The sequence below is a fragment of the Williamsia sp. genome (assembly GCF_016462415.1).
GTDB lineage: Bacteria > Actinomycetota > Actinomycetes > Mycobacteriales > Mycobacteriaceae > Williamsia_A.
In genome coordinates this window covers 38135-51186 of the sequence record NZ_JAEMTF010000025.1, presented here as the reverse complement: position 1 = coordinate 51186, position 13052 = coordinate 38135, and the positions used below count along the sequence as shown (strand labels likewise).

Annotated in this window: 9 protein-coding genes; 3 read left to right on the top strand and 6 right to left on the bottom strand. The window is 67.3% G+C overall.

The genetic code is table 11. The features are described from left to right. Nucleotides 1-210: 210 nt before the first annotated feature. Both JHC79_RS08830 and JHC79_RS08825 read right to left on the bottom strand, forming a co-directional pair. Nucleotides 211-1026: a DUF4241 domain-containing protein gene (locus JHC79_RS08830; RefSeq protein ID WP_296389787.1), complete on the bottom strand. Its 816-nt coding sequence runs from the start codon at nucleotides 1024-1026 to the stop codon at nucleotides 211-213. A 250-nt stretch (nucleotides 1027-1276) separates the two neighbouring features. Beyond that, complete coding sequence (locus JHC79_RS08825; RefSeq protein WP_296389786.1) at nucleotides 1277-1456, bottom strand: hypothetical protein; 180 nt, start codon at nucleotides 1454-1456, stop codon at nucleotides 1277-1279. 293 nt (nucleotides 1457-1749) lie between these two features. Here JHC79_RS08825 and JHC79_RS08820 point away from each other — a divergent pair, with 293 nt between their 5' ends. Then, nucleotides 1750-2448, top strand: coding sequence for a hypothetical protein (locus JHC79_RS08820; protein WP_296389785.1), 699 nt, complete (start codon nucleotides 1750-1752; stop codon nucleotides 2446-2448). 13 nt (nucleotides 2449-2461) lie between these two features. Continuing rightward, complete coding sequence (locus JHC79_RS08815) at nucleotides 2462-4036, top strand: DNA polymerase Y family protein (protein ID WP_296389784.1); 1575 nt, start codon at nucleotides 2462-2464, stop codon at nucleotides 4034-4036. 7 nt (nucleotides 4037-4043) lie between these two features. Here JHC79_RS08815 and JHC79_RS08810 read toward each other — a convergent pair whose 3' ends face one another. The 4 genes from JHC79_RS08810 to JHC79_RS08795 all read right to left on the bottom strand — a co-directional run bounded on the left by JHC79_RS08810 (nucleotide 4044) and on the right by JHC79_RS08795 (nucleotide 9632). Continuing rightward, complete coding sequence (locus JHC79_RS08810) at nucleotides 4044-5327, bottom strand: serpin family protein (RefSeq protein ID WP_296389783.1); 1284 nt, start codon at nucleotides 5325-5327, stop codon at nucleotides 4044-4046. 35 nt (nucleotides 5328-5362) lie between these two features. Next, entirely contained in the window at nucleotides 5363-6445 is a 1083-nt protein-coding gene (locus tag JHC79_RS08805) for an alanine racemase (RefSeq protein ID WP_296389782.1), read from the bottom strand. Next, complete coding sequence (locus JHC79_RS08800) at nucleotides 6442-8568, bottom strand: SDR family oxidoreductase (RefSeq protein ID WP_296389781.1); 2127 nt, start codon at nucleotides 8566-8568, stop codon at nucleotides 6442-6444. Before JHC79_RS08800 ends, JHC79_RS08805 begins: the two co-directional genes overlap by 4 nt. A gap of 83 nt (nucleotides 8569-8651) precedes the next feature. Further along, nucleotides 8652-9632: a bile acid:sodium symporter gene (locus JHC79_RS08795; RefSeq protein WP_296389780.1), complete on the bottom strand. Its 981-nt coding sequence runs from the start codon at nucleotides 9630-9632 to the stop codon at nucleotides 8652-8654. A 64-nt stretch (nucleotides 9633-9696) separates the two neighbouring features. Between JHC79_RS08795 and JHC79_RS08790 the strand changes: the two genes are divergently transcribed. After that, nucleotides 9697-12996, top strand: a complete 3300-nt coding sequence (locus JHC79_RS08790; protein WP_296389779.1) for an error-prone DNA polymerase — start codon at nucleotides 9697-9699, stop codon at nucleotides 12994-12996. Nucleotides 12997-13052: the final 56 nt, after the last annotated feature.

The window sequence follows — 13052 nt, the reverse complement described above, 5'->3', positions numbered from 1 at the left end:
GTACACGGGAGTCTGCTCGAACAGGACATCGCCGATGCGGTCGCGGCGCGGCGTGAGGCGGTCGTCCTCGCAGAATGATTTGGGGGCTGAGTTTTTGCGAAAAGATGCTGTGCGATAGAGATCGCATCACTTTAATTGCTGTCTTGGTGACTGCATCGTCTGTGGACCCTTTGTCTAGCGGCGCATTTGGGGGTAGTGCCAACCCGGCTATTATTCTGAGGTGATGTACACGCGAACTATCCGCCCATCATGCATTTCTCCATATACGGGATAAAATCCGTCGCCCCAAGCCGTAGAAAAAACAACTCCTGCGCCCGCATGACCTTTCCTATACGCCAATTCCCCGTAGCCCGCTGTTAACGTTGCGTTGACCGCGCCGGAATAGGAGAACGAAAATGGTCCTTGCGCTGCAGCTTGGTTCTGTTCATTCGCTACTTGCAGATGCGACCCCCTTCCCGTCACCTTAGCAATGTCGTCGGCGTCATCAATCCATTCGCCATCGATGTAGCACGGATCAGTAATCATGAGCTGGCCGCTATCAACTCCGACGGCGCCCAATAGGACCACTTCGATGTCACTTGCCGTCAGCTCAGGCGAGACTTCGTCAGTTTCGAGAACTTCATCTTGCTCGTCAAGGTAACCCTCTTCTAGGGCTAGCATGAGCCGGAAACCGCGGGTGCGTGACAAATCTGATTGCAGTGCCGATTGTTCGTTGCGAAGACGGGCGAGATTCTCGGCGTTACGGTCTTTGTCTTCTATCAAGCGTTCGATTTCTTGCTCTCGAATACTTATGCGTTCGCTAAGAATCTTTTCCATGTGCTCCGGTGATCGCTTTTCCAGTTCTTGTGCCATGTCCTTCCACATATCACGGTTTTTTTCAACGCTGGAAATTTCCGCGTCCTTGGAAGTTAAGGCGGCTTGCAGTTTGTCGACGTAGAGCTTCCAAATGACAGCACCGCCAACCAATGCGCCGACGTTTACCAGTAGCTGCAGTACGTCAACGGATGACTTGACCCATGATGACAAGGTCGCTCCTCTCGAGGAAATTGGTCAATCAGGTTGAGGCTCGCATGCGTGGATGACACGTGAGTAGATTTCATTAGGCTTACTAATTGATTCGTTAGCCAACGTTGGCCGTTGCACTGTCGTCCCAAACTCCATGTCCTACGGCGCTGAAGCTAGAGTAACTATCCTATGCGCGGAACGTCCGGTTCAGTCGGCGTGATTGAGTGTCCGCAAATCAAGCCCAGACATACGGCGCTCAAAGATCAACGTGTCAGTGATCGTGCCCGTGGGCCAGGTCGAAGACGGGGAACCCGTCCGAGCGATACGGCTTCTGTTCGGGGGTCTTGAACGCCAGTAGCGAGACCGCTGGCCCATGGAGATCGATTCCGCTGCGGCCTCGCGCGCGTGCTGCGGCCAGCACGCGGTCGTCGATGTCGAGGGTGATCAGCATTGGGACATCGTGGCATCGCCTGGGTCGTGAGACGCGAATTTCGGTCCTTCTGCCCCGCCGATTGACGGTTGTCGGACCCCGGACCTACGATCAGAATCGAAAACATGTTCGAACTGTCGTGAGTGTTCGCACCTTCCCTGTGCACACCTTCCACGCGGCCCTGAGTCGGTTGAGGAAGTGCCATGTCGCCTGTGAATGTTGGGAAAGTTGATACCGGAGAGACGGTTGAGGACACTGTTGCGATGCTGCGAGCTCGACTGGCGGCGGCATCGGCCGGACGTACGAAATCGGTTGTGCCCCAGAACCAACAGACGGTCACGGTGTCCGCGTCGGAGCAGCGCACGCGGGAGTTGCTGCCCATCCCGGAGGTGCTCGCGGAGCTGTTGCCCGGTGGTGGTCTGGCCCGCGGATCGGTGGTCTCGGTCGACGGCGCACGGTCGATGTTGCTGTCGATGATCGCGGCCATCACGGCCGCGGGCGGCTATGTCGCGGTGGTCGGTCAGCCGCATCTGAGCCTGCACGCCGCGGCCGAGATGGGGGCCGATCTGTCCCGCATCGCGACCGTCGACGGAGCGCCCGGATATGACCCCGTGGAGGTGGCCGCGGTGTTGCTCGACGGCCTGGATCTGGTCGTGGTCGGGCTCGGCGGCGTCTCGGTCCCGCCGTCCCGATCGCGGGCGGTGATGGCCCGGGCACGGGCCAAGGGGGCCGCCCTGGTGGTCACCGACGGACGGTGGTCCGGCGTACAGGCGTCGCTGACCGCACAGGTCGCCGACTACCGACACCTGCCGTTCCGCCATCTCGGGCACGGCCGCATCGCGGGGATGTCGCTGTCGGTCGAGGCGCGCGGGCGGGGGACACGGGGCTCACATGCCCGCGTCGACGTGGTGCACCTCGACGACCGCGTGCAACTGGTCGCGGCCGGTTCGTCGACGACCACGCCGGTGGATTCCCCCGCGGTGCAGCCGGTCTCACTGTCGGTGGTGAACTGATGGGGGCCAACTGATGGCCGGCCGACGCACCCTCGCGGTGTGGTGCCCCGACTGGCCGGCGGTGGCCGCCGCGGCCGACGCCGACATGTCCCCGGACCAGCCCGTGGCGGTGATCTCGGCCAACCGGGTGGTCACCTGCTCGGCCACCGCCCGCGCGATGGGCGTCCGACGCGGGATGCGCAAGCGGGAGTCGCAGGCCCGGTGTCCGAGCCTGCACGTGGTGACCGTCGACGCCGGCCGCGACGGTCGGTACTTCGACCCGCTGGTCGCGGCGGTGGCCGAGGTGATCCCGACGGTCGAGGTGCTGCGACCGGGGTTGATGGTGTTGCCCGCAGCCGGGGCGGCCCGCTATTTCGACGGTGAGGAGGTGGCCGCCGAGAAGCTGATCGACGTGATCTCCGCCTGTGGGGTGGAGTCGCAGACGGGGATCGCCGACGAGCTGTTCACCAGCGTCGCCGCCGCCCGGCACGGACAGATCGTGCCGACCGGTTCCGATGCGGAATTCCTTGCCGACCTGCCGATCTCGGAACTCGGTGCGGAGCCGAGTCTGTCCGCCGACGACCGCGATCAGTTGATCGACCTGCTGTGGCGGCTCGGGGTGCGCACCGTGGGCGCGTTCGCGCAGTTGGCGTCGAGCGATGTCGCGACACGTTTCGGTTCCGACGCCACGGTGGCCCATCGTGCCGCCCGTGGGTTGCCGGGCCGAGCGCCCTCGGGGCGTCTGTCGGCGACCGACGTCGTCATCTCCCACGAGTGCGATCCGCCGATCGACCGGGTCGACGCGGCCGCGTTCGTGGGTCGCCGGTTGGCCGACGAGCTGCACCGGGCGCTGATGGCGGCCGCGGTGGCCTGCACCCGACTCACCGTGCACGCGACGACCACCAGCGGGCAGCATTCCTCACGCACATGGCGCTGCGCCGAGCCGCTGACCCCGGAGGCCACCGCCGACCGCATCCGCTGGCAACTCGACGGATGGCTCAGCGGCAAGGCCGGAGACCGTCCGGATTCCCCTATCGCATCGTTGCGTCTGGAACCGGTCGAACTGGTGGATTCCGGGGCGCTGCAATTCGGTTTCCGCGGCGCGGGTATCCCCGGCGGGGATGGTGAGGTGGCCGACCGGGCCCGACGCGCACTGGTCCGGGTGCAGGGACTGCTCGGCGGCGAGGCGGTGCGGGTGCCGGTGCGCAGCGGAGGTCGGGGTACGGCCGAGCGGATCACCCTGATCCCGCTGGGCGACGAGCTGACCCCGCGTTCCGACCCGGACGCGCCCTGGCCGGGGCGGGTTCCCGAGCCGGCCCCGTCGGTGTTGCTCAGCGCACCGGTCCGGGTGTGCGACATGCACGACGAGCCGGTGCAGGTCACCCGACGCGGGGTGTTCAGCGCCGAGCCGACCACGGTGATCTGGGGATCGCGTACCTGGGAGCTGCGGTGGTGGGCCGGTCCGTGGCCCGCCGACGAGCGCTGGTGGGCCAGTCCGTCCGAGCAGGTGGGCACACACGCGAGAGCTCAGGTCCTGCTGGATGATTCGCGTGCGCTGCTGCTGCGGTACCAGCAGCAGAACTGGACCGTCGAGGGCGTCTACGAATGAGTCGAGGTCAGTTGGCCGTCGGGTTCGCCACCACACCGAGGAACAGTGGCAGCGATGTCGAGGTGTCCACGATCTGGTAGACGAACGGACGGTCGGCGTCGAACGACTCCGGCGGGGCACCCGGCAGACCGGTGATCGTGGGGATCTGCGTGACCGCGGCAGCGACCGTGCCCTTCTCGCCGACGGTGATCGTCGCCGACTGTGCGGCGCCGGACACCGAGACGTCCTTGCTGATCGCCGTCAGATCGGCGTCGTCGGTGAAGATCTTCCGGACGCCGAGATCTTCGAGCACCGACTGCAGATCGAGTGACTGCGCGGTCTTCCAGCGCGGCATCGTCACCGACACCTCGCGTGGCCGGGCCTGCTTCAACCCGTCGGACACCGCACCCATCACCGCGTCCGACAGCACCGAGTCCACCGAGGTGCCCTCGTTCGGCAGTACCACCTGCATCGCCAGACCTCCACCGCCGTAGGGGAGTTCGAGTGCGCTCCACCCCGCTCCCCGCATCAGCCGGAAATCGTCGGTCTGCGTCATCATGGCCGTGGAGACCGTCCGACCCGGCGCGGTCGTGAAGACGCCGTCGTCGACGGTCTGGGTGAAGGGACGCTCCCAGGCGGCACCGAGGTAGACGCTGCTCAACAGACTCATTGCGGTCCTCGGGTCCGGCGGAACCGGTGCCTGGGTGATCTGGCCGCCGGTGTTGACCGTGATCCACTCGTTGATCGCCTCCGCGGCCTGCGGGGTGGCGAAGTCAACCGGGTAGACACCGGTGTCGAATCGCTTGCTCAGCTCCACGAGATACTGCTTGCCCAGGGGGAACGACTTCTGCGCGAACAGACCGGTGCCCTGCCGATACACCGGAGGGGTCGGCGGATTGTTCTCGTCGACCGTGCCGGGGTCGCCACCCACGGTGTCGAGCTGCCCGATCAGCGCGGCCAGGGCGGCGGGTTGATACGGCCCGAGGACCCGGTCCATCTCGTCGGCGGTGGTACCACCGGCCCCGGCCCGCACCATCGCGAGCGCGGTCATCGCACTCCACGGCGACACCACCCGGTTGGCGCCGGCGTTCTCGGATCTCGCACGTGTGAGGGCGACCCCGAGATCCCGGGTGGCCGTCACCACCTGTGACGCTCCCGCGCGTACCTGGTCGACACCGATCTGTTGGAACGTCACACTGGGTGCCTTCGTGAGCTGTGCAGTGGACGGGGGCACCGGATCGGTGGCACACCCGCTGAACAACAGCACGCTGGCGACGCCCACCGACACACCGAGCCGGCGACGAGATGACATGCCCACAGTGTGCCCGACAACCGATCGGTGTCCGATCAGGTGTTGGCACCCCGCGCCAGGACCGGCCACCGGTCGACGACCGCACCGCCCGCCGTCACGACGAGGTCGTCGACGAGGTTGACGGTGATGCACACGTGATTCGGTGCCACCCGCAACACCGAACCGAGTTCGGGGACCGGGGCGTCGATGACCACGGTCGCGTGATGCTCCGACAGCGCCACCACCTGCGCATCGGGGTGATCGAGCAGGAGCCCGAACCCGCTCACCCACTCGGGTCGCTCGGTCCCCAGGATCTTGCTGCCACAGTCGAGGACGAACCGCCCCGGCTCGCGATGCACCACGGTCGCCATCGCCGCCAGTGAGACGTCGGTGATGCCGGCCCGTCCCAACGCGACCTGCTGGGCGTCGTTGAACGGGTACACACCGGGACGCACCTCGGTGAGGACGCCGGGGTCGGCGAACTCCACCGTGGGGGTCGACCCACCGCTGCGGACCACGGGGTCGATCCCGACCGACGCCAACGCGTCCGCAGCGGTCGAGAGTGCCGCGGATTCCTGATGCGCCGTCTCCTCGCGATGGCCGGGCCGATAGCCGTGGCCCGGGAACGTGAAGACCCCCACCACCCGAAGACCGGCCGAGAACGCTCGTGCGGCAACCGAACCCGCTTCCGTGGGATCGCACCCGGTGCGGTGCTGACCGCTGTCGACCTCGACCAGGACCTCCACGGCGTCCCGCGCATCGCCGAGTGCGTGTGCCATCGCTTCTGCTCCGGCGCCGGAATCGACGGCCAGACGCAGCGCTGTCCGCTCGGACAGTTCGCGCAGTCGCGCGCCCTTGTTCTCGGTGAGCCAGAGCGGATAGGCGATGAACAGGTCGTCGATCCCCGATCGGGCGAATGCCTCGGCCTCGCCGATCGTCGCGACGGTGAGCCCGACAGCTCCCGCGGCCATCTGGCGTCGAGCGATCTGCGCGCACTTGTGGGTCTTGCCGTGCGGACGAATCGCCATGCCCGATCCGGCGGTCTGCGCGGCCAGCGCGGCGATGTTGGCGTCGAGAACGTCGACGTCGACCGCCACGTACGGGGTGTCCGGTGTGTTGTCGGAGAACGCGTCGGTCACCAGTGCACCCCGGGGATCAGGTTGAGCGAGCGGCGAACAACCCGGCGCGCGCCGCTGTCGACCACCGCGGACTTCACCGGGTGGGCGACGGCCTGCGCGCGGTCGCGCACGCCGTGCACGATCGACATCGTCGGTGAGACCGGCGATGGCGACACGGCGGTGGATCCGGCCGCGCGCGCTGTATCCACGGACTCGCTCTTGCCCTGGGCCGCAGTCGATTCACCGAACAGCAGGAAACCCTGATGCTGAACTCGCGCGGTCAGGCCGGGCAGGAGGAACTGGCCGACCTGCGCCAGGGTGCCCAGCGGTGTGTCGATCCGTTTGGGCTTCTCCACGATGCCGCGGACCACGATCGCGGCGGCCTTCTCGACCGTCAGCGCCAGGGCCTTGTCGTAGGAATCGGTGGGCGCGATCATCCGGGTCCTGGTCAGCGGCATGTGGATGTTGGTGAACGTGACGTGATCGGACAGCGTCTCCGCCGCGGTGATGTCGCTGAACGCCTCCAGCGCCGACTTCGACGCGACGTAGGCGGCAAACCGTGGGCCGCGGGCCTGCACGCCGATGCTGGACACGTTGACGATGTGGCCCGTGCGACGACCGGTCATGTGGGGGAGCAACGCCAGTACCATCTCGACCGCGCCGAAGTAGTTGACCGCCATGGTGCGGTGATAGTCGTGCGAGCGGTCGGTGGCGTTGATGGTGGCTCGGCGGATGGACCGCCCGGCGTTGTTCACCAGCACGTCGACGTGGTCGTGGTCGGCCAGGATCGTCTTCACGGTCACCGCCACGGCCTCGGCGTCGGTGATGTCGCAGACGTAGGCGTGTACCGATCCGGTCGGCACGTCGGAGTCCGACGCCGCGGTGCGCAGGTCGGAACCGATGTCGCGCACGGCGGCGTCGAGGTCGTCCTGTTTGCGGGCGAGGACGAACACCGTGGCGCCCTTGCGTACACAGATTCGGGCGGTCTCCAGTCCGATACCGGCCGATCCGCCGGTGATCAGGACGTGTTTACCGACGAGCGGTCCGCGAGGATCGTTGCGGGAGAAACGGTTCGGGTCGAGATGATCGGCCCAGTAGGTGAAGAGTCTCCGACCGTACTCGGTGAGGTCGGGCACCGAGACACCGTACTGATGCAACACCGGTGTGGTTGTCGCGGTGGTGAACACGGCGGGCAGCTCGGTCGTGTCGAGCACCGCGGGCGGGACCTTCTGCTGCAGCGCGACGAGATCGCGTGCCGTCCGGAACACCCCGCGACTGCTGCCCGCCACCACCGGGGCGACGATGCGCCGGGAGAGGACGTCGCGCCCGTGGGGGCCGCCGAACGCCGGCGCCAGTGCGTTGTACAGGTCGGTGATCGACCGGCACTCCGGATCGACGAGGTGGTACACCTGGCCGGTCTCCTCCGGGCGGTGTCCGAGCAACGCGACGATCGCGTCGGCCACGAAGTCGACCGGCACGACGTTGGTGTTCCCGAGGTCGGGCATGGGAACCGTTGCGCGAGAGGGAAGTGCGCCCAGGCGACGCAGATGGCCGAAGAAGTAGTAGGGACCGTCGATCTTGTCCATCTCGCCGGTCGTCGAGTCGCCGACCACGATCGACGGGCGGTAGACACGCCATCGCAACCCGGACCGTTCGCGGACGACCTTCTCGGCCTCGAACTTGGTGCGGTGATAGGGCGTGGGGAAGCGCTGCCCGATGTCGAAATCGTCCTCGCTGAAGTCGCCCCGATGGTCGCCCGACACCGCGATCGACGAGACGTGATGCAGCATCGCGTCGTGCGCCAGCGCGAAGTCGGCGACCCGGGAGGTGCCCTCGACGTTGGCGGCCTGTTGACTCGCCGCGTCGGCGGCCATGTCGTAGATGGCGCCGAGGTGCAGCACATGATCGACGTGGTCGGGGATCTCGGCGTCGGCGGCGATGCCCAGGGCGTCGCTCGTCAGATCGCCGGGCACCAGATGGAGTCGATCCGCCCCGTCCCACCCGGCGACGATGTCGGCGAAGCCCTCGATCGACTGCGGGCGTACCAGTGCGTACACGGTCGCGTCGGGCTGCGTTTCGAGGAGGCGCGGTAGTACGCGACGCCCGATGAAACCGGTCGCACCGGTGATGAAGTAGCTGGTCATGGCACATCCTGACGACGTCATGAGCGGGGCTGGCCCCGTGTTTGTGTTACGAGAGTAACAGTAACTTTTGTACGGCGACCGGCTCAGTCAGCCGGGATCAGGCGGGGGACCAGACGAACGTAGGCGATCATGCCGATCAACTCGACCAGTGTCTGCGTGACCACGACGACCGGCGCGAGGGCCAGGGTCGGCGGCAGGGCGAGTGCGAGCGGGAGCACCACCAGCGAGTTGCGGGTGGCGCCGGAGAACACGAGTGCACGTCCGGCGGGGATGTCGAGTCGAGCGACGCCTGCTGCGATGCGTCCGACCACGGCCATGACCACGAGGAAAGCGGCGAAGACACCGGCGGCGCCGGCGAGGTCGGTCCATCGCGTCCGGACGGCGTCGATCTGCGAGGCGACGACGACGGCCAGCGTCGTCATCATGATCGGGACCATGGCCGCCGCCATGGCGTCGGTGAGAGTGGTGGCGAGACGATGCCGGCGCGCGAGCGTCTGGGTGGCGGCGGCGAGGGCCATCGGCACGACGATCAGGATCACGAAGGCCTCGACGAACGGCGCGATCTCGATCGTGTCCACCACATCCGCACCCACGAACACCCAGAGGTAGAGCGGGAGCAGCACGATCTGCAGCAGCATCAGTACCGGTGCGCCGGCGAGGAGCCGCTCGGACGCGGCACCCGCGAGCCCACTGAAGACGATCACGTAGTCGATGCACGGCGCACACAGCACGAGGACGGCACCGACGAGGACGGCCCTGTCGTCCGCCACGAATCGCGTGAGCGCGAACACCACGATCGGGACGAGGACGAAGTTCAGGATCACCGCGCTGCCGAGGAAGCGGAGGTCGCGCAGTGCGGCGCCGATCCGCGCGAACGGCACGGCGAGGAAGGTGGCGTAGAGCAGGACGATCAACACGGGGTTGATCGCGTGTTCGAGGGTCGGAGCCGCGCCGGGGGCGGCCAGGCCGATGGCCGCGCCCGCGGCCAGGGCGAGCAGATAGAACGCGATCTGGAACCGCTCGAGGGTGGCGACGACGCTCCGTCCGGGCGGCGGCGCAGGCATGAGGCCCAGACTAAACCGAACCGACCGGGGTCGAATATGTGTTCGAATCCCGCTACCATCGGGTGTGGGCTGGAACGAGGGCCCGCCCACCTGGGCGGAGATGGAACGGGTGCTGTCCGGGCGCCCGAACAACGGTGGTCGGCCGGGCGAGACGTTCCCCGGCGACGGCGGTGACAGCCCCGCCTGGTCCCGCAAACGCGACCCGTTCCAGGCCGACGACAGTGCGCGGGGGCGCAGCTCGACGCGCTACGCCGAGCTGCACGCGCACACCTCCTACAGCTTCCTCGACGGCGCCAGTTCACCCGAGGACATGGTCACCGAGGCGCACCGACTCGGACTCGAGGCGCTCGCCGTCACCGATCACGACGGTTTCTACGGGGTGGTGCGGTTCGCCGAGGCGGCCCGCGAGTGGCGACTGCCGACGGTGTTCGGTGCAGAGCTGTCGATGCAGCACGACGCGGCCCGCACCGGCGTCAACGACCCGGAGGGCAGCCATCTGCTCGTGCTGGCCAGGGGGCAGGACGGGTATCGACGACTGTCGCGGCAGATGGCCGCCGCGCACATGGCGGCCGGTGAGAAGGGGCTGCTGCGCTACGACATGGACGAGTTGGCCGACGCCGCCGACGGGTCGTGGCTCATCCTCACCGGCTGCCGCAAGGGGACCGTGCGACAGGCCCTGGCCACCCGGGGACCCGACGCGGCCGCACACGAACTGCGGATGCTGGTCGATCGATTCGGCCACGACAACGTCGCCGTCGAACTCACCACCCAGTCCATGCCGACGGACGACGAACGCAATGCGGCCCTCGCCGAACTGGCTGCGGTACATGGTCTCGTCACCGTCGCCACCACCGGCGCCCACTTCGCGGGCCCCGACCGTCGCCGACTCGCGATGGCCATGGCCGCGGTGCGCGCCCGGGCCAGTCTCGACGACATCGCCGGCTGGCTCGGCCCGGTCGGTGGTGCCCACCTGCGCAGCGGCGACGAGATGGCCCGGTTGCTCGCCGCCCACCCCGAGGCCATCGACAACTCGGCACAGATAGGCAGGGACTGTGCCTTCGAGTTACGCCTGATCGCACCGGAACTCCCGCCGTTCGATGTCCCGAACGGACACACCGAGAAGTCATGGCTGCGCGAGCTCACGATGACCGGCGCCGCGAACCGCTACGGACCGCCGACGTCGAATCCCAAGGCCTACCGGCAGATCGAGCACGAGCTCGCGGTCATCAACTCGCTGAACTTCCCCGGTTACTTCCTCGTCGTCCACGACATCGTCGACTTCTGCAAACGCTCCGACATCCTCTGTCAGGGACGGGGGAGTGCCGCCAACTCCGCGGTCTGTTACGCGCTCGGGGTCACCAACGTCGACCCCGTGCGCAACAGTCTGCTGTTCGAACGCTTTCTGTCCCCGGAGCGGGACGGCCCGCCCGACATCGACGTCGACATCGAGTCCGACCGTCGTGAGGAGGCCATCCAGCACGTCTACGCCACCTACGGCCGCGAGTACAGCGCCCAGGTCGCCAATGTCATCACCTACCGTGGCCGGTCGTCGGTGCGGGACATGGCCCGCGCACTGGGGTATTCGATCGGTCAACAGGATGCGTGGAGCAAGCAGGTGAGTCGGTGGGGACGCACCGTCGACGAGGAGGAGAACCCGGAGCACGATGTCCCCGACGACGTCATGGACCTGGCCGGGCAGATCGCGGGGATGCCGCGACACCTCGGCATCCACTCCGGCGGGATGGTCATCTGTGATCGCCCCATCGCCGACGTGTGTCCCACCGAATGGGCACGGATGGCCGGCCGCAGTGTGCTGCAGTGGGACAAGGATGACTGTGCCGCAATCGGTCTGGTGAAATTCGATCTGCTCGGTCTCGGCATGCTCTCGGCGCTGCACTACGCCATCGACCTCGTCGCCGAGCACAAGGGCATCCACGTCGACCTCGCGCGGATCGACCTCGCGGAGACCGCGGTGTACGACATGCTCTGCGCCGCCGACTCGGTCGGTGTGTTCCAGGTGGAGTCACGGGCGCAGATGGCGACGCTGCCACGGCTCAAACCGAGACGGTTCTACGACCTCGTGGTGGAGGTCGCGCTGATCCGCCCAGGTCCCATCCAGGGCGGGTCGGTGCACCCCTACATCCGCCGACGCAACGGGCTCGAGGTCACCAGTTACGAGCACCCGTCGATGAAGACCGCGTTGGAACGCACGCTGGGGGTGCCGCTGTTCCAGGAACAGCTGATGCAGCTGGCCGTCGACGTCGCCGGTTTCGACGCGGCCGAGGCCGATCAGCTGCGTCGTGCGATGGGGTCGAAGCGTTCGCCGGAGAAGATGGCGCTCCTCAAGGAGCGGTTCTACGCCGGGATGAAGGAGACCCACGGGATCGTCGGCGATGTGGCCGACCGCGTGTTCGAGAAGATGGCGGCGTTCGCCAATTTCGGCTTTCCGGAGAGTCATTCGCAGAGCTTCGCCGCGCTGGTGTTCTATTCGTCGTGGTTCAAGCTGCACCATCCCGCGGCGTTCTGTGCCGCGCTGCTGCGGGCACAGCCGATGGGTTTCTATTCGCCGCAGTCGCTGGTGGCCGACGCCCGACGGCACGGCGTCCGCGTACACGGCCCCGACATCAACATCTCCCTGGCCCACGCGAACCTGGAGAACGACGGGCTCGAGGTCCGGATGGCGCTCGGTTCGGTCCGGCACATCGGTGACGAATTGGCGCAGCTCATCGTCGACCGTCGGGTGGCCGACGGCCCGTACCGCAGCCCGGCCGATCTCGCCCGCCGCGCCGAACTGAGCGAACGCCAGCTCGAGGCGCTCGCCACCGCCGGCGCCTTCGACTGCTTCGGCGGAACCCGACGCCAAGCGCTGTGGGACGCGGGGGCGGCGTCGCTGGAGCGGGCCGATCACCTGGCGCTGCAGGCGTCGGGTGTGGCGCCGACGCTCCCCGGGATGACCGATGTCGAACTCGCCGCGGCCGATGCCTGGGCGACCGGGGTGACGCCGACGGTCTACCCGACGCAGTTCCTGCGACCCCGGCTGTCGGCGATGGGGGTGATCCCGGCCGACGGGTTGCTGTCGGTGCGCGACGGATCGCGGGTCCTGGTCGCCGGAGCGGTCACCCATCGCCAGCGGCCCGCCACCGCGTCGGGGGTCACGTTCATCAACCTCGAGGATGAGACCGGCATGGTCAATGTCGTCTGTTCGGTCGGATTGTGGAAGCGGTATCGCAAGCTCGCCCAGAGTGCGACGGCCCTGATGATCCGCGGAACGGTGCAGAACGCCGAGGGTGCGGTCACCGTGGTGGCCGAACATCTGCAGCGACTCGACCTCAAGGTCGGTACCCGATCCCGCGACTGGCAGTGATCGGCCGTGGCACCATCGGTGGCGATGGACGGCGGGCGAGGTGAGAGTGGGTCGTC